At 74.0% G+C, this 25204-nt stretch carries 20 protein-coding genes; 10 read left to right on the forward strand and 10 right to left on the reverse strand.

The genetic code is table 11. The features are described 5' to 3' along the window. Nucleotides 1-107 precede the first annotated feature (107 nt). The 6 genes from ACH4SE_RS13870 to acs all read left to right on the forward strand — a co-directional run bounded on the left by ACH4SE_RS13870 (nt 108) and on the right by acs (nt 7422). Nucleotides 108-1289, forward strand: a complete 1182-nt coding sequence (locus tag ACH4SE_RS13870) for a sensor histidine kinase (RefSeq protein ID WP_398543580.1) — start codon at nt 108-110, stop codon at nt 1287-1289. After that, nucleotides 1286-2074 carry a LytR/AlgR family response regulator transcription factor gene (locus ACH4SE_RS13875; protein WP_398543581.1) on the forward strand — a complete coding sequence of 263 codons (789 nt, stop codon included), beginning with the start codon at nt 1286-1288 and terminating at the stop codon, nt 2072-2074. The genes ACH4SE_RS13870 and ACH4SE_RS13875 overlap by 4 nt, the downstream gene beginning before the upstream one ends. Next, a complete protein-coding gene (locus ACH4SE_RS13880) occupies nt 2071-2580 on the forward strand; it encodes a hypothetical protein (protein ID WP_398543582.1) in 510 nt (169 codons plus the stop codon). Before ACH4SE_RS13875 ends, ACH4SE_RS13880 begins: the two co-directional genes overlap by 4 nt. Beyond that, the gene (locus tag ACH4SE_RS13885) at nt 2577-4361 is read left to right on the forward strand and encodes a cation acetate symporter (protein ID WP_398543583.1); all 1785 of its coding nucleotides are present in this window, start codon (nt 2577-2579) and stop codon (nt 4359-4361) included. Before ACH4SE_RS13880 ends, ACH4SE_RS13885 begins: the two co-directional genes overlap by 4 nt. Before the next feature lie 479 nt (nt 4362-4840). Next, a complete protein-coding gene (locus ACH4SE_RS13890; RefSeq protein WP_398543584.1) occupies nt 4841-5461 on the forward strand; it encodes an acetate uptake transporter in 621 nt (206 codons plus the stop codon). Continuing rightward, nucleotides 5461-7422: an acetate--CoA ligase gene (gene acs / locus ACH4SE_RS13895; RefSeq protein ID WP_398543585.1), complete on the forward strand. Its 1962-nt coding sequence runs from the start codon at nt 5461-5463 to the stop codon at nt 7420-7422. The genes ACH4SE_RS13890 and acs overlap by 1 nt, the downstream gene beginning before the upstream one ends. Nucleotides 7423-7571: 149 nt before the next feature. Here acs and ACH4SE_RS13900 read toward each other — a convergent pair whose 3' ends face one another. The 4 genes from ACH4SE_RS13900 to ACH4SE_RS13915 form a co-directional block, all read right to left on the reverse strand. Beyond that, on the reverse strand, nt 7572-8795 hold the full coding sequence (locus ACH4SE_RS13900) for a cellulose binding domain-containing protein (protein WP_398543586.1): 1224 nt from the start codon (nt 8793-8795) through the stop codon (nt 7572-7574). Between the two features lie 199 nt (nt 8796-8994). Beyond that, entirely contained in the window at nt 8995-9915 is a 921-nt protein-coding gene (locus tag ACH4SE_RS13905; protein WP_398543587.1) for a carbohydrate ABC transporter permease, read from the reverse strand. Beyond that, nucleotides 9912-10928, reverse strand: coding sequence for a carbohydrate ABC transporter permease (locus ACH4SE_RS13910; RefSeq protein WP_398543588.1), 1017 nt, complete (start codon nt 10926-10928; stop codon nt 9912-9914). Before ACH4SE_RS13910 ends, ACH4SE_RS13905 begins: the two co-directional genes overlap by 4 nt. Then, nucleotides 10925-12229: an ABC transporter substrate-binding protein gene (locus tag ACH4SE_RS13915; RefSeq protein WP_398543673.1), complete on the reverse strand. Its 1305-nt coding sequence runs from the start codon at nt 12227-12229 to the stop codon at nt 10925-10927. The genes ACH4SE_RS13910 and ACH4SE_RS13915 overlap by 4 nt, the downstream gene beginning before the upstream one ends. 567 nt (nt 12230-12796) lie before the next feature. On the opposite strand from ACH4SE_RS13915, the gene ACH4SE_RS13920 reads away from it, so the two are divergent. Further along, nucleotides 12797-13798 carry a beta-ketoacyl-ACP synthase III gene (locus tag ACH4SE_RS13920; protein ID WP_398543589.1) on the forward strand — a complete coding sequence of 334 codons (1002 nt, stop codon included), beginning with the start codon at nt 12797-12799 and terminating at the stop codon, nt 13796-13798. A gap of 55 nt (nt 13799-13853) precedes the next feature. Here ACH4SE_RS13920 and ACH4SE_RS13925 read toward each other — a convergent pair whose 3' ends face one another. Then, nucleotides 13854-14864: a phosphotransferase family protein gene (locus ACH4SE_RS13925; RefSeq protein ID WP_398543590.1), complete on the reverse strand. Its 1011-nt coding sequence runs from the start codon at nt 14862-14864 to the stop codon at nt 13854-13856. 212 nt (nt 14865-15076) lie between these two features. Between ACH4SE_RS13925 and ACH4SE_RS13930 the strand changes: the two genes are divergently transcribed. Next, the gene (locus ACH4SE_RS13930; protein WP_398543591.1) at nt 15077-16363 is read left to right on the forward strand and encodes a phosphodiester glycosidase family protein; all 1287 of its coding nucleotides are present in this window, start codon (nt 15077-15079) and stop codon (nt 16361-16363) included. Nucleotides 16364-16382: 19 nt separating this feature from the next. Here ACH4SE_RS13930 and ACH4SE_RS13935 read toward each other — a convergent pair whose 3' ends face one another. Next, nucleotides 16383-17156 carry a dienelactone hydrolase family protein gene (locus tag ACH4SE_RS13935; protein WP_398543592.1) on the reverse strand — a complete coding sequence of 258 codons (774 nt, stop codon included), beginning with the start codon at nt 17154-17156 and terminating at the stop codon, nt 16383-16385. Nucleotides 17157-17301: 145 nt separating this feature from the next. Here ACH4SE_RS13935 and ACH4SE_RS13940 point away from each other — a divergent pair, with 145 nt between their 5' ends. After that, the gene (locus ACH4SE_RS13940; RefSeq protein ID WP_398543593.1) at nt 17302-18177 is read left to right on the forward strand and encodes a LysR family transcriptional regulator; all 876 of its coding nucleotides are present in this window, start codon (nt 17302-17304) and stop codon (nt 18175-18177) included. Here the strand turns inward: ACH4SE_RS13940 and ACH4SE_RS13945 are convergent. Then, nucleotides 18164-19528 carry a glycoside hydrolase family 3 N-terminal domain-containing protein gene (locus tag ACH4SE_RS13945; RefSeq protein WP_398543594.1) on the reverse strand — a complete coding sequence of 455 codons (1365 nt, stop codon included), beginning with the start codon at nt 19526-19528 and terminating at the stop codon, nt 18164-18166. The genes ACH4SE_RS13940 and ACH4SE_RS13945 overlap by 14 nt on opposite strands. 333 nt (nt 19529-19861) lie before the next feature. Between ACH4SE_RS13945 and ACH4SE_RS13950 the strand changes: the two genes are divergently transcribed. Then, a complete protein-coding gene (locus ACH4SE_RS13950; RefSeq protein ID WP_398543595.1) occupies nt 19862-22537 on the forward strand; it encodes a glycoside hydrolase family 9 protein in 2676 nt (891 codons plus the stop codon). A 147-nt stretch (nt 22538-22684) separates the two neighbouring features. On the opposite strand, the gene ACH4SE_RS13955 is transcribed toward ACH4SE_RS13950, so the two are convergent. The 3 genes from ACH4SE_RS13955 to ACH4SE_RS13965 form a co-directional block, all read right to left on the reverse strand. Further along, nucleotides 22685-23956, reverse strand: coding sequence for an RNA polymerase sigma factor (locus ACH4SE_RS13955; protein ID WP_398543596.1), 1272 nt, complete (start codon nt 23954-23956; stop codon nt 22685-22687). A gap of 7 nt (nt 23957-23963) precedes the next feature. Next, nucleotides 23964-24299, reverse strand: a complete 336-nt coding sequence (locus ACH4SE_RS13960; protein WP_398543597.1) for a YciI family protein — start codon at nt 24297-24299, stop codon at nt 23964-23966. 172 nt (nt 24300-24471) lie between these two features. Continuing rightward, on the reverse strand, nt 24472-25203 hold the full coding sequence (locus ACH4SE_RS13965) for a YoaK family protein (RefSeq protein ID WP_398543598.1): 732 nt from the start codon (nt 25201-25203) through the stop codon (nt 24472-24474). Nucleotide 25204 lies beyond the last annotated feature (1 nt).

A 25204-nucleotide genomic window follows, 5' to 3' on the forward strand; every position in this document is an offset into this window, starting at 1 on the left:
CGGTGCCGGTGCCGTCGCGGGGGCGCGGGAGGGGGCGCGCGATGCGCCCCGAATCCGCCCCGGCCGCACCCGTGACGGGACCGCTCTTCCGGGTGATACTTCCGCCCATGAGTTCCGCGATCACCTGGGTGTCCGTGACGCTGGTGATCACCGGCGCGGCCGCCGCACTGTTCTGGCTGGTCCGCGGGCGGCGCGCGTTCGGCACCCCGGTCGAGCGCGCCGCCTTCGCCGCGCTGCACGAGGCCTCGCTCGCCGCCCCGCTGCTGCGTGACGGGCTCACCCCCGAATCGGCCCGCAAGGCCGCCCGCCACCTGCGGGCGCTGCTGGCCACCCCGGCGCTCGCCGTGGTCGCCGGCGGCGAGCTGCTGGCGTGGGACGGCGCGGGGCGCCGGCACGCGGCGCAGGCCGTCGCGCACACCGCGGACGCGATGGAGGCCGGCCGCCCGTGGCTGGTGCCGGTCGGCGCGATCGAGTGCGCCGACCTGGACTGCCCGGTACGTTCCGCGGTCGTGGTGCCCCTCGTCGTCGACGGGCTGGTGGTGGGCGCCCTCACCGTCTACGCCCGGCAGGTCTCGGCAGGGCTGGTACGGGCCGCGGGCGAGGTCGCGCACTGGGTCATCGCGCAGCTGGAGCTGGCCGAACTGGACCGCTCCCGCACCCGCATGGTCGAGGCCGAGCTGCGCGCGCTGCGCGCCCAGATCTCCCCGCACTTCGTCTACAACTCGCTCACCGCCATCGCGTCCTTCGTCCGCACCGACCCCGCGCAGGCCCGCGAACTACTCCTGGAATTCGCCGAGTTGACCCGCTACAGCCTGCGCAAGCACGGCGAGTTCAGTACCCTCGCCGAGGAGCTGCGGTCGGTGGACCGGTATCTGCGGCTGGAACGCGCCCGCTTCGGCGCCCGGCTGCGGGTCGACCTGCTGATCGCCCCCGAGGTCCTGCCCGTCGCGGTGCCCTTCCTCTGCCTCCAGCCGATCGTGGAGAACGCGGTACGGCACGGCCTGGGCCCCAAGGCGACCCCGGGGCTCATCACCATCAGGGCCGAGGACGCCGGCGCCGAGTGCCGGATCAGCGTGGAGGACGACGGCGTGGGCATGGACCCGGAGGAGGTGCGGCTCCAGCTCGCGGGCGAGGCGGAAGGCGACTCGCTGGCCCTGGGCAACGTCGACGAGCGGCTGCGCGCGGTCTTCGGCGACGACTACGGGCTCGTGGTGGAGACCGCGCCGGGCGCCGGGACCAAGGTCAACGTCCGGGTGCCGAAGTACCGGAACGGAGTGCACGCCTCATGAGACCCCTGCGGATCCTCGCCGTGGACGACGAGCCGCCCGCCCTGGACGACCTCAGCTACCTGCTGCGCGGCGACCACCGGGTCGGCCGGGTGCTGGCCGCCGACAGCAGCGCCGCGGCCCTGCGGCTGCTGGAGGCCGAGCCCGTCGACGCGGTCTTCTGCGACATCCGCATGCCCGGCCTGGACGGCCTGGACCTCGTCCGGGTCCTGGGCCGCTTCGCCCGCCCGCCCGCGGTCGTCTTCGTCACCGCCTACGAGGACTTCGCCGTCGACGCCTTCGCGCTCAAGGCCTGCGACTACCTCCTCAAACCCGTCGGCGGCGAGCGCCTGGCCGAGGCGGTGCGGCGCGTCGCCGCGCTCCTCGACGCGTCCGCCGAGCCCTCCGGCGGCGCCCGCGGAGAGCGGCCCGCCGAGCGCCGCGCCCCCGACCCCGGGCCCGAGCGCATACCCGTCGACCTCGGCGGGGTCACACGCTTCGTCTCCCGCGACGACGTCGCCTACGTCGAGGCCCAGGGCGACTACGTCCGGCTGCACACCGCCGGCCGCGCACCGCTGGTACGGGTGCCGCTCGCGGTGCTCGCCGAACGCTGGGAGCCGCACGGCTTCCTGCGCATCCACCGCAGCTTCCTGGTCTCGCTGCGGCACGTCGAGGAGCTGCGCTCGGACGCCGGGCACTGGACCGTGCGCGTCGCCGGCACCGAACTGCCCGTCAGCCGCCGCCACACCCGCCAGCTGCGGGACGTCCTGGTGCGCTGGGCGCCCGCCCCCGGACCGGACACCCCGTGACCGGCGGGCAGGGCGAGGCCCCCCAGGCGGCGCGGCGGGTCGCCGTGTCCGCGCCGCGGCGGCACCGTGCGGGCGGCTACTCCGCGCGCGCCCGCGCGGCCGACCTGCACGCCCAGCCCCAGCTCGGCCAGGTCTACGTGCGCTCCCTGGTGCGCAACCAGCTGCGGCTGGCCCTCGGCGTTCTGGCGGTGCTGGGCGCGGTGCTCGGCGGGCTGCCCGCCGCCTTCGCGCTGCTGCCCGGGCTGCGCACCGCCGCCGTGCTCGGGATCCGGCTGCCCTGGCTGCTGCTGGGTGCGGTGGCCTACCCGCTGCTGGTGGGCGCCGCCGCCTTCCACGTCCGGCACGCCGAGCGCGTGGAGCGGGACTTCACCGACCTGCTGGGCGGCCCGGACCCAGCGGAGGGCGCCCGCGTGCAGCCGCCGGCGGCGCCCGGGGACGTGCCGGAAGGCCCGCCGCCGCGCGACCCGGCCTGTGCGCCGCACGAGCCGCCGGGCGACCCGCGGTGAACCCGGGCCTCGGCCTGGCCGCCCTCGCCGTCGTGCTCGTCGCCACCGCCGCCTTCGGCATCTACGGCCTGCGGCTGTCGCGCGCCACCTCGGACTTCTACGTCGCCTCCCGCGAGGTCTCCCCGCTGTGGAACGCCGCGGCGATCGGCGGCGAGTACCTCTCGGCCGCCTCCTTCCTGGGCGTCGCCGGGCTCATCATGGCCTACGGCGTGGACATGCTGGCCTACCCGGTCGGCTACACCGCCGGGTACCTGGTGCTGCTCCTGCTGGTCGCCGCCCCGCTGCGGCGCTCGGGCGCCTACACCCTGCCGGACTTCGCCGAGGAGCGGCTCGGCTCGGTCGCGGTGCGGCGGGTGGCCGCGGTGCTGGTCGCGGTCATCGCGTGGCTGTACCTGGTGCCGCAGCTGCAGGGCGCGGGCCTGACGCTGGAGACGGTCACGGGCGCGCCGCGCTGGGCCGGGGCGGTCGTGGTCGCGGTGGTCGTCGTCGGGGTCGCGGCGGCGGGCGGGATGCGCTCGGTCACGCTCGTGCAGGGTTTCCAGTTCTGGCTGAAGCTCACCGCCATCGCGGTGCCCGCCGTCTTCCTGGTGCTCGCCTGGCGCTCGGCCGGGGCGCCCGCCCTCACCGGCCCCGACGTCCCGCGCTTCCACGGCGCCACCGTCGTGCGGCTCCAGGACGCGGCGCGCTTCGACGTCACCGCCCCGGTGACGGTACGGGTCTCCGGCACCCTCGACGGCAGGGCGTACGCGACGCCGCCCGCCGGCACGGCCGCCCCGGGCACCGTACGGCTCGGCAAGGGCGAGCACACCGCCGCGGGCGGCAGCGTGCTGACCTTCCCCGACGGCGCCGCCGTCCCCCACCGCCACGGGCTGGCCCCCGCCACCGGCGCGCGCTGGGCGAACCCGCTGTCCGGCGCGGGCGGCCGCTCCCACCCGCTGTACGCGCTCTACTCGATCCTGCTCGCCACCCTGCTCGGCACGATGGGGCTGCCGCACGTCCTGGTGCGCTTCTACACCAATCCCGACGGCCGGGCCGCGCGCCGCACCACCGTGCTCGTCCTCGTCCTGCTCAGCGCCTTCTACCTGCTGCCGACGGTCTACGGGGCGCTCGGCCGGGTGCTCGCGCCGCAACTGCTGCTCACCGGGCAGACCGACACCGCGGTGCTGGTGCTGCCGCAGCTCACGCAGGCGGGCGAGGGCGGGCGGCTGCTCGCCGCCCTCGCCACCGCGGGCGCCTTCGCCGCCTTCGTGTCCACCGCCTCCGGCCTGACGGTGTCGGTCGCCGGCGTGGTGTCGCAGGACCTGCTGCGCGGCTCGAAACGGGGCTTCCGCTGGGCGTCGCTGGTGGCCGGGGTGCCGCCGCTCGTGATGGCCACCGCGACCGACGGGCTGCCGGTCGCCGACGCCATCGGGCTGGCCTTCGCGGTGGCCGCGTCCTCCTTCTGCCCGCTGCTGGTGCTGGGCATCTGGTGGCGCGGCCTGACCGACCGCGGGGCGCTGCTCGGGCTCGTCGCCGGGGGCGGCCTGGCCGCGGTCGCGGTGGTGCTCACCAGCGTCCGCGGGGCGGGCGGCGGCTGGAGCGCGGCCCTGCTGGAGCAGCCCGCCGCCTGGACGGTGCCGGTCGCCTTCGCCGTGATGGTCACCGTGTCGCTGCTGACCCGGCACCGGCTGTCTCCGGCCGCGGTGGACCGGGTGATGCTGCGGATGCACCTGCCGGAGGAGGTCGGCTCGGGCCCCGCGCCGCTGCCGGGCCCGCGCCCGCCGGCCACCGAACGCGTCTGACACGCCCGCCCGTCCGCCCCGCCGCCTGCACCACCCTGGCCGCCGCCCGTAGCGTCCGCCGCCCGTACCCGCGCGCGGGCCGCCCGTCCGGCGCACCGGACGGCCGTCCGCCGGCCGCCCGTGCCGCCGGGCCCGCCGCCTACCGCCCGCTGCCGGGCCCGCGCCCGCCGGCCACCGAACGCGTCCGACGCGCCCGCCCGTCCGCCCCGCCGCCTGCACCACCCTGGGCGCCGCCCGTAGCGTCCGCCGCCCGTAGCGGCGCGTCCGCCGCCCGTCCGGCGCACCGGACGGCCGTTCACCGGCCGCCCGCCGACCGCTGGTCGCACCGGACACACCGCCCGTCGTGCCGGGCGCACCGCTGGGCGAATGTCACCGGCCGTGCCCTGCCCGCCCGATGCCCGCGGACCTACGGTGTGCCGCGACCCGAAACGGTCCTTTCCCCACCGCTCCGACATTCCTCGATGAGGAGGGAACCGCAGATGAGCACCTCTGCCCCCGCGCCCACGATCGCCGACCCCGGTCCGCTCGGCCTGGCCGGCTTCGCCGCCACCACGTTCGTCCTGAGCTCCTTCAACGCCAACCTGATCGACGCGAGCCTGGAAGCCGTCGTACTGCCGCTCGCGCTCTTCTACGGCGGTCTCGTCCAGCTGCTGGCCGGCATGTGGGAGTTCCGCAAGGGCAACACCTTCGGGGCGACCGCCTTCTGCTCCTACGGTGCCTTCTGGCTGTCCTACGCCGGCTACGCGAAGTTCGTCGCGGGCGGGCTGCCCGCCGACACCGCGCACCAGGCGACGGGGCTCTTCCTGCTCATCTGGACGATATTCACCGTCTACATGACCGTGGCCGCGCTGCGCACCAACGGGGCCCTGCTGGCCGTGTTCGTCGCGCTGTCCGCCACCTTCCTCCTGCTGACCATCGCCGAGTTCGGCGAGTCCTCCGGCGCCACCAAGATCGGCGGCTGGCTCGGCCTGGTCACCGCGGTCCTCGCCTGGTACGCGTCCTTCGCCGTCGTCACCAACAGCACCTGGAAGCGCGGGGTGCTGCCGCTCTTCGCGGCCGCGGACAGCGCGCAGGGCGGCCCGGTCGAGGGCGCCCACTGATGTCCGACGAGACACTGTCCAACCTGCTCAGGGAGGACCGGCGGTTCCCGCCGCCGGCCGCCCTGGCCGGGCACGCGAACGTCACGGCCGCGGCCTACGACGCGGCCGCCGCGGACGACGAGGCCTTCTGGGCCGAGCAGGCGGCCCGGCTCGACTGGGCCGAGCCGTGGACGCAGGTGCTGGACTGGAGCCGGGCGCCCTTCGCCCGCTGGTTCACCGGCGGCCGGCTCAACGTCGCCGAGAACTGCCTGGACCGGCACGTACGGGCCGGTCTCGGCGACCGCGTCGCCTTCCACTGGGAGGGCGAGCCCGGCGACACCCGCACCCTGACCTACGCCGGCCTGAAGGACGAGGTCTGCCGCGCCGCCAACGCGCTGCTCTCGCTCGGCGTGCAGGCGGGCGAGCGGGTCGCGATCTACATGCCGATGATCCCCGAGACCGTCGTCGCGATGCTGGCCTGCGCCCGGATCGGCGCGCCGCACACGGTGGTATTCGGCGGCTTCTCGGCCGAGGCGCTGCGCAGCCGCATCCTGGACTGCGACGCCCACGTGGTGATCACCGCCGACGGCGGCTACCGCAAGGGCGCCGCCTCCGCGCTCAAGCCCGCCGTGGACGAGGCGCTGGAGCAGTGCCCCGACGTGCACAGCGTGCTGGTCGTCAGGCGCACCGGCCAGGAGGTCGGCTGGACCGGCGGCCGCGACGTGTGGTGGCACGACCTCGTCGGCGCGCAGAGCGCCGAGCACACCCCCGAGGCGTTCGACAGCGAGCACCCGCTGTACATCATGTACACCTCGGGCACCACCGCCCGTCCCAAGGGCATCCTGCACACCACCGGCGGCTACCTCACCCAGGTCGCGTGGTCGCACTGGGCGGTCTTCGACATCAAGCCGGAGACGGACGTCTACTGGACGGCCGCCGACATCGGCTGGGTCACCGGGCACTCGTACATCGTCTACGGCCCGCTCGCGAACGCCACGACGTCGGTGCTCTACGAGGGCACCCCCGACTCCCCGCACCAGGGCCGCTGGTGGGAGATCGTGCAGAAGTACGGCGTGACGATCCTCTACTGCGCGCCGACCGCGATCCGCACCTTCATGAAGTGGGGCGAGGCGATCCCGGCCGGCTACGACCTGACGTCGCTCAGGCTGCTCGGCTCGGTGGGCGAGCCCATCAACCCCGAGGCGTGGGTCTGGTACCGCAGGGCCATCGGCGGGGACCGCACCCCGGTCGTCGACACCTGGTGGCAGACCGAGACCGGCGCCCACATGATCAGCCCGCTGCCCGGTGCGAGCACCTGCAAGCCCGGCTCGGCGCTGCGGGCGCTGCCGGGCGTGTCCGCCGAGGTCGTCGACGACCAGGGCGAGCCGGTGCCGAACGGCTCGGGCGGCTACCTGGTGCTCACCCGCCCGTGGCCGTCCATGCTGCGCACCATCTGGGGCGACGAGCAGCGCTACGTCGACACCTACTGGTCGCGCTTCCCCGGCCGCTACTTCGCCGGGGACGGTGCCAAGAAGGACGAGGACGGCGACATCTGGCTGCTCGGCCGGGTGGACGACGTCATGAACGTCTCGGGGCACCGCATCTCCACCACCGAGGTCGAATCGGCCCTGGTGTCGCACCCGCTGGTGGCCGAGGCCGCCGTCGTCGGCGCCGCCGACACGACGACCGGGCAGGGCATCGTCGCCTTCGTGATCCTGCGCGGCGACGCGGGACGGGACGCCGGGCAGGACCCGGCGGCCGAGCTGCGGGCGCATGTCGGCCGGGAGATCGGCCCGATCGCCCGCCCCCGGCAGATCCTGGTCGTCGCCGAACTCCCCAAGACCCGCTCCGGCAAGATCATGCGCCGTCTGCTCCGGGACATCGCGGAGAACCGCGAACTCGGAGACGTGACGACGCTGACCGACTCCTCGGTGATGGACGCCATCCGGGAGCGGCTGCCGGACGCGTCCGACGGCTCCTGACCCTTCCCCGCACCATCCGGGAGCCGTGGCGCCCGGGCGGACCCGCAGGGGTCCGCCCGGGGAATCACATGCCCCCTCGCGGGGCATGCGCATGGACGGCCGGCCCGATACGGGGCGGGTCGGCCGTCCACGCATTCGCCGTGCCGCGGTCAGCAGCCGATCGGCGAGGTGCCCACGGCCACGTCGTCGAACCACAGCGTGTCGTCACCGGTGCCGTAGCTCTCCCAGCCGAAGCGCAGCGCGGTCGGCCGCGGCGGCGTGGTGCGGGACAGCCACTGCTGGTCGATGTCCGCGGTCGGCACGCCGTCCACCCGCAGGCCCGCCACGTCCTGGTCGTTCAGCCAGGTCTCCAGGTTCGGCGAGGTGGTGCCGATGGCGAACCGCAGGCACTGCCAGCTGCCGGTCGGCAGCGGCGCGCTGAGCGCCACGCCCGCCGGGCTCTGCGCGGGCAGCGTCGCGTCGTCCGATTCGCGGTTCCACTGGAGGGCGCCGTTCTGGCCGCCGATCCGCAGCGCCTTGCCGGACTGCGACGAGTCGGGCATCGAGACGAAGGCCACGTGCGCGGACGGCAGCGCGGTGGTGTGCCGCACCCACATCCGCACGTACACCGTCGGGCCCACCGAGGACAGGTCCTTGGTGCTGGCCACGAACATGTGGTTGCAGTAGCCGGCGTGGCCGTCCACCCGGATCGAGCGGCTGCCGCTGTGCGCGACGGAGGTGTCGACGCTCGCGGTGCCGCTGCCCGAGCAGTCCGGCGCCGCGGTCGTCCACTGGCCCGACGGCGTGCTGCCGGTCTGGTCCTCGAAGTCCGAGCAGATCACGGCGCCCGAGCAGCCGGCCGGCGGAGTCGAGGTGGGCGGCGTGGTCGGCGGGGTCGTCGGGGGAGTCGTGGGCGGGGTGGTGGGGGGCGTGGTCGGGGGAGTGGTGGGCGGGGTCGTCGTGGGCGTGCCGTTGACCGTGCACGCCGTGCCGTTGAAGGTGATCACGGTCGGCGAGGGGTCGGCGGCCGACCAGGTGCCCTGCACCCCGAAGTCGGCGTGGCCGTTGGTCGGGACGGACGCGTTGTAGCCGGCGTCCTTCGCGGTGACGGCGGTGCCGCTCTGGGAGACGGTGGCGTTCCAGCCCGAGGTGATGTGCTGGTCGCCCTGGTAGCTCCAGGTCGCGGTCCAGCCGTTGACGGCCGGGCCGAAGTTGGTGATCGAGATCTGCGCGGTGAAGCCGCCGGTCCACTCGTTGACGGTGTAGGTCATCGAGCAGCCGGACGCCGCGCCGTGGGCGGCGGGCAGCGCCACCAGGGCGGGCAGCAGCAGCGCGACCGCGGCCACCGGCCACAGCCACGGTCTGACGAGTAACCGACGCGAGGATGCACGCACGGGGGACCTCCTGGGACATGTGGGGGGAGTTGCCGCTCGCCACATGACGTCCACATGACATATGGGAGCGCTCCCACACTATGGAAGGGGCCCAACACCGTGTCAATGCCGCGTGCGCGGGCGCCCGTCCCGCCGGACGGGCGCCCGCGCACGCGGTCGGCCCTGCTCGTACCCGCCGGCCCCGTGGACCGGCCTCCCGTCAGCCCTTGCTGGACCCCAGCGACAGGCCGGCGATGAACTGCTTCTGCAGGCAGATGTAGACCACCAGGGTCGGCACGGCCGCGATCAGCGCCGCCGCCGCGATCATGTTCTGGTTGCTGACGAACTGCCCCTGGAGGTTGGCCAGCGCCGAGGTCACCGGCCGCTTGTCGCCCGACGACATCAGGGTGATCGCCCAGAAGAAGTCGTTGTAGATCCAGGTGGTCAGCAGTGTCGCCAGTGCGGCGAGCGCCGGGCGGCACAGCGGCAGCGTCAGCCGCCAGAAGCGCGTCCACAGCGAGGCGCCGTCCACCAGCGCGGCCTCGTACATCTCGTCCGGCACCGCGCGCATGTAGTTGCTCAGCACGAAGACGCAGAAGCCCAGCTGGAAGGCCACGTTGATGGCGACCAGGCCGAAGATCGAGTTGTACATCAGGCCGCTGTCGCTCAGGAAGTGCGGCAGCGTGATCTTCAGGTACATGCGGTACAGCGGAGTGATGATGACCTGCTGGGGCAGCAGGTTGCCCGCGGTGAACAGGATCAGCAGCGCGATGTTGACCTTGACGTTGATCTTGCTCAGCACGAAGGCCACGCCCGACGCCAGGGCCAGCACGACGATCACCGAGGGGACGGTGATCAGCACCGAGTTCCAGAAGAAGTGCAGCATGTCCGACTGGGTCCACGCGTCACTGAAGTTCTTGAACGTCAGGTGGTGCGGCAGGGAGACGTAGCCGTACTTGCGGGTGTCGGAGTACGGCCGGACCGCCACGTACAGCGCGAAGGCTATCGGCAGCAGCCACAGCACGCAGGAGGCGATGAGGAAGACCTGCGAGGCCGCCTGGCCCCACAGCCGGGTCCTCCGGCGGCCGGGCGCGGACGGGCGGACCGCCCTGGCCGGCCGGGTGAGGGCTTCGGTCGTCATGGTGCTTCCTCCCGGCGGAACGTCTGGTAAAGGAACACCGAGATCGGCACCAGCGAGATGACCAGCAGCACGACACCCAGCGCGGAGCCGAAGCCGACCCGCTGGGTCTCGCCGACGATGTTCGAGGTGACCAGCACCGACAGCAGTTCGAGGCCGTTGATGCCCTTGTTGGTGATGTAGACCAGGTCGAAGGCGCGCAGCGACTCGATCACGGTGACCACCATGACGACGATGTTGATCGGCTTCATCACCGGGAAGACGACCCGCCAGAAGGTCTGCCAGGCGTTGGCGCCGTCCATCCGCGCGGCCTCGCGCAGCGTCGGGTCGACGGCCTTGAGGCCGGCGAGGTAGAGCACCATCACGTAGCCGGCCTGCCGCCAGGTCGCCTCGACCAGCACCGCCCACAGGTTCAGGTGCGAGTTGCCGAGCCAGTCGATGGCGTTGTCGTTGCCGTTGCGCCCGATGACGGTGTTGATCAGCCCGAAGTTCTGCGAGTACATGAACTCCCAGATGATGCCGACCAGGGCGAGCGACAGCATCACCGGCAGGAACAGGATGCTCTGGTACATCCGGCTGCCCTTGATGCCGCGGTCGATGATCACCGCGAAGAGCATGCCCAGCGGGGTCGCGATCAGGACGAACACGGCCAGCCAGATGAGGTTGTGGCGGACCGCGGGCCAGAACTCCGGGTAGATCGTGGTGGCCTGGTGGTAGTTCTGGATGCCGTACCAGCATCCGTTGTTGAGGATCGAGGGGACGTTGGGCTTGCACGTCTGGCTGTGCAGGCTGCCCACGCCGTTCCACTTGGTGAACGACAGCAGCACGGTGCCGATCGCCGGGAACCACACGAAGGCCAGGTCCAGCAGCAGCGGTATCCCCAGCAGCAGCGCGACCACCACGCGGTCGCGCCGGGTGAGCTTGCGGACGCCGCCGCGGCGGCGGCGCGGGGACGGGGCGGCGGTGGCCCCGTCCCGCACCGCTGCCGCGGTGTCCGCAGCGGACGTCTCGGTCATGACGTGTAGATCGACTTCGCCTGGGCCTCGGCGCTCTTCTGCAGGCTCGCGATGTTGCCGGTGCTCGGGTCGTCGATGAACTTCTGGATGATGGAGATCATCGCGTTCGCCATGGCCGGGTCGGAGTCGCGGTCCATGAACTGGGCGACCGACTTGCACTTGCCGATGACCTCGACCGACTTCTTCTGGATCGCGTTGTACGTCGGCACCTGGAGGCCGTTGGCCAGGCCGACGTCCCACTGGTCGGTCTTGAGGTACGCGGCCTCCGCCGGGCCGGTGCCGATGTACTCCAGGATCGCCTTGGCCGCCTCCGGGTTCTTGGCCTTCTTGCTGAGCATGAAGCCGTCGGTGGGGGCGTCCATGTAGTCCTGGCCCCACTTGGGGTTCACCGTCGGGAAGGTGAAGAAGTCCAGGTCGGCCAGGTCCGCCTTGTCCGTGACGTACTGGGCGGCGACCTGGTTGGTGCCCTGGAAGGCCATGCCGGCCTGCTTGGTCTCCAGCGTCTTGACCGCGTCCTGCCAGATACGGCCGTTGGCGCCGGACTGGACGTAGGGCATCAGCTCGGCCCAGTGCTGGAAGACCGTGGTGACGCCCGCGTCGGTCCACGGGATCTCGTGCTTCATCAGCTTGATGTGGTAGTCGTAGCCGTTGATGCGCATGTTGAGGATGTCGAAGGTCCCCAGCGCGGGCCAGCCGTCCTTGTCGCCGAAGGCGATCGGCACCAGGCCGTCCGTCTTCATCTTCTTGGCGAGCGTGACGTACTCGTCCCAGGTGGTCGGGACGCTGTAGCCGCGCTTGCTGAACTCGCTCTTGTTGTAGAAGACCACCCAGGGGTAGTTGTAGAGCGGCACCAGGTACTTCTTGCCGTCCAGGCCGGTGGACAGCTGCTTGGCGGAGTCGCCGAAGTTGCCGCCGATCTTCTCCCAGACGTCGTCGATCGGCTGCGCGAGGCCCTGGGCGGCGAAGTACTGCATGCGGTAGCCGGCGAACCAGGTGAAGAGGTCGTCCGGGGTGCCCTGCAGGTAGCTGGTGATGTTCTGCTGGAAGGTGTTGTGGTCGACCGTGTTGATCTTCACCTTCACCTGGGAGGACGCCGTGGCCCCGGCCGTGAGGGCGGCGAACGCGGCCTTGGCGGCCGGGTCGGAGTAGTTCGACCCGAAGGTGACGGTGCTGCCCGCGACCGGCTTGCCGGAGTCGCCGCTCTTGCTGCTGTCGTCAGAGGAGTCGGAGCTGCTGCAGGCCGTCAGCAGGCCGCCGGACACTGCCGCGAGCCCCGCGGCGCCGGCCACGCCCCTGAGCAGGTTCCTCCGCGTCGGGGACGGGCTGCTGCCCGCATCGGTACCCGACGTCTCGACGTCCGACATGGTGCCTCCATGTGTGTGTGGGCGCGTATAGGGGACTTGTGGGAGAGCTGAAGGCGAAATGCTGACGGAGCGGAGGCTCTCGCGGGTCCTGAGGCCCGAGCCGTTTCCAACAGAAGTCACCAAGATGAAACGCCATCGCAACTGCAGGGTAGTTCTACGCCACATGCAGAAGGCCGTCAACGCCTAATTCCTGATGCGTTGCCGGACCGTGATGTCCCCAGGGTGTTGAAACATGTTCGCTTCGGTTGGCATTGCCGCCGCCGGGGCCGGACGGCGGCGGGAGTGGTCCGCGGCGGCGGGCGCAGCGGGGTCGGACGGGCCGCGGGGGCGAGGGCGAACCGGCCGCCGGGACAGGGCACATGGCGGCCGGCCGACCTTCCTCCGCGGGAGATACGGGCCCCATAGAATAAGGCGTGGCGGCCGGCGGCGGGCGCTGTGACCGCGGAGACCACACCCCGGTACCGTGATCCGATCCGTACCGGCCGACCGGCCTGAAAGGCTCACATGAAAGCTGAGATCGCGGTGCCCGCCGGGGCGCGGCACGCCCGGATCCTCGGAGTCGGCGCATACCGCCCGCGCCGGATCGTCGACAACGACGAGGTGTGCACGCACATCGACTCGACCGACGAGTGGATCCGCTCCCGGACCGGTATCGTCACCCGCCGCTGGGCCGCACCGGACGAGACCCTGGGCGTCATGGCCGAACAGGCCGCCAGCAAGGCCGTCGCCGCGGCCGGGATCAGCCCCGCCGACATCGGCCTGGTGATCGCGGCGACCTTCACGCACCTGAAGCAGACCCCGGCGATCGCCACCGAGATCGGCCACCGGATCGGCGCCACCGGCGCGGCCGGCTTCGACATCTCGGCGGGCTGCGCCGGATTCGTGCACGGCCTCGCGCTCGCGTCCGACGCGGTGCGCTCCCGCGGCGGCCACGTGCTGGTCGTCGGCGTCGAGCGGATGACCGACATCCTCGACCTGACCGACCGCTCCACCGCGTTCATCTTCGGCGACGGCGCCGGGGCATGTGTCGTCGGGCCGTCCGACACCCCCGGGATCGGCCCGGTGGTGTGGGGGGCGGACGGCTCGCAGGCCGACGCCATCACCCAGAGCGTGCCGTGGGACGCGCTGCGCGCCGACCCGCAGCAGCCTTTCCCCGCGCTGCGCCAGGAGGGACAGCGGGTGTTCCGCTGGGCCGTGTACGAGGTCTCCAAGGTCGCCGTGCGCGGGCTGGAGGCGGCCGGGCTGACCGCGGGCGACCTCGACGCCTTCATCCCGCACCAGGCCAACGAGCGCATCATCGACGCCATGACCCGTTCCATGGGCCTGCCCGACCGGGTCGCCGTCGCCAAGGACATCGTCACCACCGGCAACACCTCGGGCGCGTCCATCCCGCTGGCGATGGACGCCCTGCTGGCCTCGGGCCGGGCCGTCTCCGGCGGCACCGCGCTGCTGCTGGGCTACGGCTCGGGGCTGTCGTACGCCGCGCTGGTCGCCGAGCTGCCCTGACACCGGGCCGGAGCGCCGCGGGGGTACGGGGCAGGCGTCCCGTACTCCCGGCGGCTCAGCTTCCCGCCGCGACCGCGTCGAGCGCCGCCGACAGCCGGGAGCCGGCGAAGTCCCGCACCCACGCGAGGTGCTCGCCGGAGGTGCCGCGGGGCACCACCTCGACGAGCATGATCAGGTAGAGGTAGCAGCGGTAGAGCGCCAGCCGCACGCGCGCGGCCGCGTCGAAGGAGGTACGCCCGCCCGCCGCGCCGTAGCCGGCGAGGAAGGCCGGGTCGTCCTCCCGTGGGCCGGAGAGCAGCGACAGCGACGCGAAGTCCGCGAGGGGGTCGCCCCAGAACATCCGCTCGCCGTCGATCAGCGCGCCGATCCTGCGCGCACCCGGCTCGCCGTCCAGCAGCACGTTGCCCGGCCACAGGTCGAAGTGCACCAGCACCGGGCGCGTCACCTCGGCCAGCGCCGCGGCGCCGCCGGCGAGCACCGCCCCGACCTGGGCCACCGGCCGCGGCAGCCACGCGCCGTACGCCTGCGCGTCGGCCAGCAGCGCGTCCGTCATCGCCGCGAAGGCGTCCGGCCAGCGGGCGGCGAGCGGCGCGACGGCCTGCGCCGGGTAGCCGAAGCCGTCGCCGCCGTGCACCGAGTGCAGCCGGCCCACGAGGCGGCCCAGTTCCGTCACGAGCCGGTCGCGCTCGTCGTCAGCGATCGCGTCGGCGAGGTCGGACCACGGCACGCCGGGGGAGTGCGTCATCACCAGGAAGGGCCGGCAGTCCGCGTCCTCGCGCCACTCGCTGTGCACCACGCGCGGGGCGGGGACGCCGGCCGCCGCCGCGTGCCCGTAGAACAGCTCCTCGCCGCGCAGCAGTTCCGCCTCGTAGCGCAGCCGCGGGGTGCCGCCCGGCGGCGGCACCTTCAGCACCAGCCGCCCGCCGCCGTTCAGGCCCACCGTGAAGAGCGCGTTGTACGAACCGCCCGTCAGCCGGCTGTGCGACGCGATCTGCCCGGGCCCGATCCCGGCACGGGCCAGCAGCCCGTCCACCACTTCGTCCGCCACCGTGTGCGCGGCCGCCATGTGACCCCCTCCTCCGTTGCCCAGGGCACCCTACGGTGCCGCCCCCGCCGGTCCGCGGGCGCCCGCCCCGCGGCGGGCGCGTACCGCCGCCCGGGTGCTTGTGGAGCCGTGGGTGATTGGCCGCGAGGGCGGCAGGAAAGTCAGATGAGCGGATGTTCTGGGGCGCAGGGGTCTCGGACGCGGGGGCGATGCGCACGGAAGGACCCGAGCGGATGAGCCGGCAGACCACCGGGCGGCGGCCCGAGGACCGCGAGGACCCCGAGGGCCCCGAGGAGCCCGGCGGCCGCCGCGGGCCGTCTCCCGGGCCCGCGCGGCCGCCGCGCCGGCGGCGGCTCCTGCCGTGGCGGCACCGGCGCGACCTCACGCCCGGCCAGCTGCGCCGGCGGCGGCTCGTCACCCGCGGCCTGACCGGCACCTGCCTGGTCTGCGCCGGCTGGCTCGGCTGGTCCGTCGGCCACGCCCTCACGTACCCCGGCAAGGACAGCACCGCCGCCCGGCTCGCCGAATGGGCCCGCGACCACGAACTCGGCTTCGTCGTCGACGAGCTGGAGGACGTGCAGTACCGGATGCACCCGCCCCGGGTCGGCGGCGACCTGCCCGCCGACGCGCTGGCCCGGATGCGGGCCACCCAGCCCGCCGTGCCCACGCCCGCGCACCTGCCCGCCCAGCCCCTCGTCCCGCTGCACGTCCCGCTGCGCCCGCCGGTGAGCCCCGCCCTGCCCGGCGAGGGCGTCTACCGCACCCTGGCCACCGCCCACGGCGAGCCCCTCGTGCAGGGCACCTACGTCCGCCCGGACGCCGCGCACACCTCGTACGAGGCGGCGGTGGCCTGGATCAGCGGCAGGCACAGCCGTTTCCAGCTGCACCCCGGCTTCCGCGAGCCCGGCGGCACCTTCGACGTGCCGCCCACCATCCCCGAGGGGCTGCGCACCGGACTGGTCGCCACCTGGAACGGCGGCTTCCGGATCACCGACGGCGGCTCCCGCGGCGGCTTCTACCTCGACGGCCGTACCGCGGGCGAGCTGCGCGACGGCGCCGCCTCCGAGGTCTTCTACCGCGACGGCAGCCTGCGCATCGGTGTCTGGGGCCGCGACGTCCGGATGACCCCCGAGGTCGTGGGCGTGCGCCAGTGCCTGGAACTCATGGTCGACGACGGCCGTGTCGTGCCGGACATCGGCGACGACTCCAAGTGGGGCGTGAGCGACCAGAGCCGGATGTTCGTCCCCCGCTCCGGCGTCGGTGTCACCGCCGCGGGCGACATCGTCATGGTCGTCGGCCAGGCACTCTCCGCCCGGACCCTGGCCGACCTGATGCAGCGCGCCGGCGCCGTCCGCGCGATGCCCCTCGACATGAACCGCGCCTGGCCCTCCTTCATGTCCTACGACGGCACCCGCACCCCGGCGAACCCGAAGCCCACCAACATCCTCGACTTCGAGGACCCCCCGGACCGCTACTACACCCAGGCCACCCGCGACTTCGTCGCCGTCTACGCCCGCTGAGCCCGCGGCCGGGCCGCCGTCAGGACCGCGGGGCCAGGAAGGCCGCCAGCCGGCGCCAGGCGTCCTCGGCCGCCGCGGGGCGGTAGGTGTCGCGCTCGTCGGCGAGGAAGCCGTGCGGGGCGCCGGGGTAGACCACGACCTCGTGCGGCACGCCCGCCGCGGCGAGGCGCTCGCGGACCTGTCCGGTCTGCTCCGGCGTGGCCACGTGGTCCTCGTCGCCGGCCAGGTAGAGCAGGCGGCAGCCGCCCACGGCGGCGATCCGCGGGGTCAGGTCGAGCAGCGCCTCCGGGCGGCTCAGCGCGGTGCCGGGGGTGCCGAGCCACCCGGGGTAGACCGCGGCGACGGCGGTGAGGGGGACCTGTGTCGCGGCGAACCACGCCAGGTGGCCGCCGAGGCTGAAGCCGGCCATCGACGGGCGCCCGGCGGTGTCCGCACGCTGCTCCAGGTGGGCGAGCACCGCGGTGAGGTCGTCGGCCACCTCCTCCCGGGTGAGGCGGGCGATGAGCTCCAGGCCGCGGGCCCGCCCCGCGGCGTCCGCGGTGCCGCTGTGGCCCGGGGCGGTGCGGTGGTAGAAGTCGGGCACGACCGCGAGCAGGCCGAGGCCGGCGAGCCGGTCGGCCACGCGGCGCACGTACGGCGTGATCCCGAACATCTCGAAGCCCACGACCACCGCGGGCCACGGCCCCTCCCCGGCGGGCCGGGCGGCGTACCCGGCCATCGGCCGCGCGGCCCCGGGGACGGGGATCCGCACGGTCCCGGTGGTGACGGCGGCGGGCGCTGCGTGCTGCTGCATGACGGGGGCTCTCCTCGTGACGTTCTGCGGGACGCGTCCGAGTCTGCGGGCGGCCGACGTGCCGGGTCCAAGACCCGTTCCGGCCGCGGCGATACCCTCGGGGCATCGCCGCGGCCGGAGCGCGGACGGGGGAGAGGCGGGGGACGTGGATCTCGACCTGCGCAAGGTGCGCTACTTCGTGGCCGTGGCCGAGCGGCTGCACTTCGGGCGCGCCGCCGAGGACCTGCTCATCGCGCAGCCGGCGCTCAGCCGGCAGATCCGGGCGCTGGAGCGGGAGCTGGGCGCCGAGCTGTTCGTCCGCGACAGCCACCGGGTGCATCTCACCGCAGCGGGCGAGCGGCTGCTCGGCGACGCGCGGCCGCTGCTGGCCGCCGCCGCCGCCGCACGCCGCCGCGCCGGCCGCGCCGCGCACGCCGCCGGGCGGCTGGTGGTGGGCTTCCGCAGCGGCATCCGGGTGACCGGGGCGATACGCGGCTTCGGCGCCGCGCACCCGGACGTCGCGGTGGAGGTGCGCCGGGTGGACTGGGACGACCAGGCCGCCGCCGTGCTCGACGGACGGGTCGACGTGGCGTACGTACGCCTCCCGGTCGTCGAGCCCGGTCTCGACCTGACCCCGCTCTACGGCGAGCCGCGGATGGCGGCGCTCCCGGCCGGGCACCCGCTGGCCGCCCGCACGGAGCTGACGGCCGCCCAGTGCGCGGCGCAGACCGAGATCCTGCACCTGTGCACGAACACCGGGGCGTCCGGCCCGCGGCAGCCCCCGGCGGTGCGCACGGTCGAGGAGAAGCTGGAGTACGTGGCGGCGGGCCGCGGGCTGACGTACCTGCCGCGCTCCACGGCGCTGCTCCACCGCCGCCCCGACGTCGTCTACCGCCCGGTCACCGACCTGCCCCCGGACGAGGTGGCGCTGGCCCGTCCCGCGGGGGAGGCGGGCCGGCTGGCCGCGGCCTTCACGGCGGCGGCGCTGCGCGCGGCCGCCGAGGAGCACCCGGGCCGGGACGCGCCGCTCAGCCGCAGCTGAGCAGGCCGGCCTTCTGCTTGGCCGCCAGCACCCGCCGCACGCTGTCCGAGACGGCGTTGCTCAGCGCCTTGTCCTTCGGCATCTGCGCGAGCACCGCGGAGGTCATCGGCGCGATGTCGGAGGCGCGGACGGTCAGCAGCAGGTTGCCGCCGGCCTTGAGGAAGTCCACCGCGCGCTCGGCCGGGGTGCGGTCGCTGACGGCGGTGGCCTGGCCGAGGTCGTCGGAGATGACCGCGCCCTTGAACCCCAGCGAGTTGCGCAGCACGCCGCGGATCACCGCCGAGGAGAAGGCGGCCTGGTTCCTGGGGTCGATCCTGGAGTAGATCGCCGAGGACACCATCACGAAGGGCGCGCCCGCGGCGACGGCGCTGCGGAAGGGCTGGAGGAAGGCGTCGTTGCGGGTGGTGACGTCGTCGGTGACGCCGAGCGTGAAGTCGGTGTTGCCGGTGACCCGCCCCAGCCCGGGGAAGTGCTTGGGGCTGGCAAGCACGCCCGCGTCCAGGGTGCCGCGCAGGAACGCGGTGCTGTGGGTGGCGACCGCCGAGGGGTTGGTGCCGTACTCGCGCTGGAGTTTGCCGATGGGCGCGTTGACGGTCGTCAGGCCGGGCGGCACCGTGTCGGCGACGGGCGCGAGGTTCATGGAGACACCGGCCGACTTCAGCTCCTTCGCCCACTTCTCGGCGTCCTTCTGGAGGGTGCCGGCCGGGAGCTTTCCCTGCTCGACGGCCGACGGGATGGTGCTGAAGCCGGGGCCGTTCAGGACCTGGACCCTGCCGCCCTCCTGGTCGGTGGAGATCAGCATGCCGACCTTGGCGCCCTTGACCGCGGGCGCGAGTGTGCGGACCCGGTCGGTGACGCGTTTGACCGCCGCCGTGCCGGAGTTGGTGTGCCCCATCAGGAAGACCGAGCCGACCCGGCCGGAGGTGATCGCGCTGGACTGTGCGGAGGTCATGCCGGTGCTGGTGACGGCGGTCATGAAGAGCTGGCCGACCTGCTGGGTGCGGCTCATTCCGGCGACCGCCTTGTCGACGCAGCTCGCCGGTTTGCCGGTGGCGGTGGCGGGCGGGGGCGCGGTGGTCGTCGGGGCCGTGGGCGGCGTGGTGGTGGGGGTCGGGGTGCCCGTCGCGGTGACCGACGTGGTGGGGGAGCCGGTCGCCGTCGTGGTCGAACCGCTTCCGGACGAGCCGGAGCCGTCACCGCACGCGGTCAGCCCGGTGGTGGCGGTGGCGATCAGGCTCAGGACGAGCCCGGTGCCGCGCAGCCCGGGACGGCGCGGCGGTCGGTGCCCGCCGCGGGTGACGGGCGCGCGGCGGGCGCGCGGGGCGGCGGGGCTGGGCATCGGCTGGCGCACGGCGGGACCTCACACCTCATCGGTCGTCGTCCGGCGGGGGCCGGACACGGCTGCGGCTGCTGCTTCTTCCGCTCCTCCGCGCCGCCCGGGACGGCCGGCGTCCCGGGCGGCGCGGAGGAAAACCCTCGTGAGTTGATCATCCTGCCCCGCTCTTCCGCTTCCCGCATCCCCTGCGCCGCCGTACGCACACTCCTTGACGCTGCGCGAGCGGCCGGGCCAGCATGTGGGAGCGCTCCCATGGGTGGGCGGGCGGCTGACGACTCCCGGTCGGCCGGCCGCCCGCCCCCGGGTGCGTTTCCCCCCACCACGACCATGGCCCTCCCAGGAGGACGCGTGCCCAGAACCCGCGTGCCCCGCAGAACCGGCAAACCCCTCTCCGTACGAAGCGCCGCCCGCCGCGTCCGGACTGCGGCGGTCACGGCCGCGGCGGCCCTGCTGCCGCTCACCATGGCGGCCACCGCAGGCGCCCCCGCGGCCCACGCCGCCGCCCCGGCCGCCGTGCCCGCCGCGGCCGGGAGCTACAACTACGCCGAGGCGCTCCAGGACTCGATGCTCTTCTACGAGTCGCAGCGCTCCGGCAAGCTGCCCGCGGACAACCGCGTCACCTGGCGCGGAGACTCCGACCTCACCGACGGCGCCGACGCCGGCCTCGACCTGACCGGCGGCTACCACGACGCCGGCGACGAGGTGAAGTTCGGCTTCCCGATGGCCTTCTCGATGACGATGCTCGGCTGGGGCGGCATCGACGAGGCCTCCGGCTACACCAAGAGCGGCCAGGGCACCTACCTGCTGCGCAACCTGCGCTGGGGCGACGACTGGCTGCTCAAGGCGCACCCCTCGGCCAACGTCCTCTACGGCCAGGTGGGCGACGGCAGCAGCGACCACTCCTTCTGGGGCCCGCCCGAGGTCAACCCCTCGCCCCGCCCCTCGTACAAGATCGACGCCTCCTGCCCCGGCTCCGACCTCGCCGGCGAGGCGGCGGCCGCGCTCGCGTCCTCGTCCATGCTCTTCAAGCAGAGCGACGCCGCCTACGCGTCCACGCTGCTGACCAACGCCAAGCAGCTCTACACCTTCGCCGACACCTACCGCGGCGCGTACGACAAGTGCATCACCGCCGCCCAGGGCTACTACAACTCCTGGAGCGGCTACTGGGACGAGCTGGTCTGGGGCGCGCTGTGGCTCTACCGGGCCACCGGCGACAGCACGTACCTGACGAAGGCGGAGACGTACTACGCGCAGCTGCCCAAGATGCAGCAGACCACCACGCCGGAGTACAACTGGACGATCGCCTGGGACGACAAGTCCTACGGCGACTACGTGCTGCTCGCCGAACTCACGGGCAAGCAGGTCTACATCGACGACGCCGAGCGCTGGCTCGACTGGTGGACCACCGGTGTCAACGGCCAGAAGGTCAGCTACTCGCCGGGCGGCGAGGCCTTCCTCGACACCTGGGGCTCGCTGCGCTACTCGTCCAACACCGCCTTCACCGCGCTCCAGTTCTCCGACTGGCTCACCTCGCAGGGCCGGGACGCGGCCAAGGCGCAGACGTACCACGACTTCGGGGTGCGGCAGATCGACTACGTCCTCGGCGACAACCCGCTGAAGGAGAGCTACGAGATCGGCTTCACCAACTCCGGCAAGAACACCAAGTGGCCGCAGAACCCGCACAGCAGGGCCGCGCACGGCTCCTGGTCGCAGTCCATGACCGAACCGGCGAACACCCGGCACCTCGACTACGGCCTGCTGGTCGGCGGCCCCGGCTCCGCGGACGACGGCTTCTCCGACGAGCGCTCCAACTACGGTGAGACGGAAGGCGCGCTCGACTACAACGCGGGCTTCTCCGGCGCGCTGGCCGCCCTCTCCGACGAGTACGGCGGCACCCCGCTGGCGAACTTCCCGCCGAAGGAGACCCCGGACGGGCCCGAGGAGTTCCTCCAGGCCGCGGTCAACGCCTCGGGCTCGAACTTCTACGAGCTGAAGGTGCAGGTGGTCAACAAGTCCGGCTGGCCCGCCCGGCACCTCACGCACGGCAGCTTCCGCTACTACTTCACCCTCGACGCCGGCACCAGCCCCTCGCAGGTCACCCTGACCTCGGCCTACAACCAGTGCTCGGCGCCGACCGGGCCCACGCAGTTCTCCGGCAGCGTCTACTACGTGACCGTCAGCTGCGAGGGCCAGGACATCGCCCCCGCCGGGCAGTCCGCCTTCCACCGCGAGGTGCAGTTCCGGCTGAGCTTCCCCGGGGCCCACGACCCCACGAAGGACTGGTCCTACCAGGGTGTCTCCACCACGCCCGGCTCCACGCCGGTCACCGTGAACGACATGGTGCTCTACGACGGCTCCACCGCCGTGTGGGGGAGCGCCCCCAGCAGTGACGGCGGCACCCCGCCGGCCACCACCCCGCCGGGCACGCCCGGCAAGCCCACCGCCTCCGCGGTCGCCGACTCCTCGGTGACCCTGACCTGGGCCGCGGCCACCCCCGGCAGCCTGCCGCTGGCCGGCTACCAGGTCTACGCGGGGTCCACGCTGCTCACCACCACCACGGCGACCAGCTGGACCGCCACCGGCCTGACGCCGGGCACGCCGTACACCTTCACGGTCAAGGCGGTCGACACCGGCGGGAACACCTCCGCCGCCTCGCCGGCGGTGACGGTCACCACCACCACGACCGGCACCCCGCCGGGCGGCACGGGCGCTGCCTGCAAGGCCGTCTACAAGGTGACCAACTCCTGGTCCGGCGGCTTCCAGGCGGACGTCCTGGTCACCAACACCGGCTCGGCCGCTCTCAACGGCTGGACGCTGACCTTCACCTTCGGCGGCGACCAGCAGGTCGGCAGCGGCTGGAGCGGCACCTTCGCGCAGTCCGGCAAGAAGGTCACGGTGACCAACCCGTCCTGGGCGGCCGCGCTGCCCGCGGGCGGCACGGTCGACCCGGGCTTCACCGCCACCTACTCGGCGAGCAACGCGGCGCCCACCGGCTTCGCGCTCAACGGGGTGGCCTGCACCTGACCTCCCCGTACGACCTGACCCCCTTCCCCGCGGCGGGCCGCCCGCCGCGGGGAAGGGGGTCCGCCGGGGGAGCGGCACCGGCCGCCCCGTGCCGGGTCCGCCCGGCCCCCGCCGCGGGCCGGGCCGCTCATGGGCCTCCCCGCGCTCCTACGCCTGCCCACCCGGCGTCACGAGGCCCGCCAGGCGGCGCGCCAGGAAGCGGCGTTCGGCCTCCGTCGGGGCGAGGTCCAGCGCCGTGCGGTAGGCCGCGGCCGCCTCGGGGAGGCGGTCCAGGCGGCGCAGCAGGTCCGCGCGCGTCGCGGGCAGCAGGTGGTAGCCGGCGAGCGTGCCGGACGCGTCGAGGGCGTCCGCGAGGGCGAGCCCCGCGGCCGGGCCCTCGGCCATGGCGACGGCCACCGCACGGTTCAGCTCGACCACGGGCCCCGGCGCCATCCGGGCCAGCTCCCCGTACAGCCCGGCGATCTGCGCCCAGTCGGTGTCCTGCGGCCTGGCCGCCTCCGCGTGGCACGCGGCGATCGCCGCCTGCACCTGGTACGGGCCGGGCCGCCGCCGGGCGAGCGCGGCCTCCAGCACCGCCGTGCCCTCGGCGGCGCGCCGCCGGTCCCAGCGCGAGCGGTCCTGCTCCTCCAGCGGCACCAGGTCCCCGGCGGCGTCGATCCGGGCGGCGGCCCGCGCGTCGTGCAGCAGCATCAGTGCCAGCAGCCCCGCGGCCTCCGGCTCGCCGGGCAGCAGCCCGTGCAGCAGCCGGGCCAGGCGGATCGCCTCCGCGGTGACCCGCTGCTGGTCGGGGCCCGCGGCCCCGGGCGCGTAACCGGCGTTGAAGAGCAGGTAGAGGATGGCGAGCACGGCCTCGGTGCGCTCCGGCAGCAGCTCCGGCGGGGGCACTCGGAAGGGGATCCCGGCGTTCCTGATCTTGTTCTTGGCGCGGGTCAGCCGCTGCGCCATCGTGCCCTCCGGCACGAGGAACGCGCGGGCGATCTCCGCGGTGCCGAGCCCGGTCAGGGTGCGCAGGGTGAGCGCGACCTGCGCGGGCAGCGGCAGCGCGGGGTGGCAGCAGGTGAAGACGAGCCGCAGCCGGTCGTCCGGCAGTCCGTCGTCGGCGAGCGGGTCGTCCGGCGCGGCGAACCCGCCCTCCGGCGGCGCGGGTTCCAGCCGGGCCGCCTCGCGCAGCTTGACGCTCTCGTTGGCGGCCCGGCGCAGCCGGTCGAGCGCCCGGTTGCGGGCGGTGGTGGTGAGCCAGGCCCCGGGGCTGCGCGGCACCCCGTCGCGCGGCCAGCGTTCGAGCGCGCGCTCGAACGCGTCCTGTGCGCACTCCTCCGCGAGATCCCAGTCGCCTGTCTGCCGGATCACCGCCGCCACGACCCGGCCCCACTCCAGGGACCAGGCGCCGGCGACGGCCTCCTTCACGGCGTCCCGCACGGGGTCCTCAGTCCGTCCAGAACGGCCGGACCTCGACCATGCCGAACTTCGCCACCGGGTGCGCGGCCGCGACCTCGATGGCCTCGTCGAGATCGGCGCACTCGATGACGTCGAAGCCCGCCATCTGCTCCTTGGTCTCGGCGTAGGGCCCGTCGGTCACGAGCCGGGAGCCGTTCCTGACCCGCACGGTCGTGGCGTCCTGCGAGGGCCGGGTCCGGCTCCCGTCCAGGCGCACCCCGCGCCGGGTCATCTCCGCGACCCACGGTTCGGCGTCCAGCTCCTCGGGGGTGGCCCCCGGGAAGCCCTCGTCGGTCTCCTGGCAGATCAGCAGCAGGTACTTCACAGCACGTCTCCTCGTCTCCGGTGTCCCGGTCCGCTCCCGGGCCCATACTGCCCGGTCACCCTCACGACGATCGGCACACCCGCGGATGTACATCCCGCGCCGGATCCGGCCGGATTTTTTTCGCCGGCGGCCACGGCGGCCGGCCCGGCGCGGGCGCGTGCCCGGCGGCCGGTCAGGCGCCCGTCCAGCCGGCGGCGCTGTGCCGGGAGGGGAGGAGGGCGGCGCCGACCGCGGCCAGGACGGCGGCGGCCACCGGGAGGGGCAGAGACGGGCCCGCGTGCCCGACGAGGGCGGCGCCGGCCAGGGCGCCGGCGAACATCGCCGCCGCCGACAGCAGCCGGCTGCCCGCCTTCGCGTCCGGGCCGCCCGCGAGGCGGCCGTCCGCGGCCATGCCGGTGATCGTCATCGTCAGGACGGTGGTCGTCAGGTCCGGTACGGCCAGCCGCCGTACCACCGCGTTCTGGCCGCCCATCGCCAGGCCCAGCAGCACGATCAGCGCCGCCCGGCCACCGCCGCGCGCGGGCAGGCCGGCGGCGGCCGCGACCGCCCAGGCGGCCAGCACCAGGGCGGTCTGGGCGGCGCAGACGGCCAGCAGCAGCCGCCCGCGGTGGGCGGGCAGCGCGCGGGCGAGCCGGCCGCCGAGCACCGCCCCGGCGGCGAAGGCCGCGAGCGCCTGCAGCGAGGCGGTGAGAGAGAAGCCGCTCGCACCGGCGAGCGCGAAGCCCAGGAAGACGACGTTGCCGGTCATGTTCGCCACGAAGACGTGGCCGAGGACGAGGTAGCTGAAGGCGTCCACCAGTCCCGTCACCACGGTGAGCGCGAGCAGCAGCGGCGGCAGCGGGCCGTGCGGGCCTGCGGACCGCGGGAGGAGCGTGTCGCGGGCTTCGCGGAGCAGCGGGTGCACG

The sequence above is a fragment of the Streptomyces sp. NPDC020983 genome (assembly GCF_044333485.1).
In the GTDB taxonomy this organism is placed as follows: Bacteria; Actinomycetota; Actinomycetes; order Streptomycetales; family Streptomycetaceae; genus Actinacidiphila.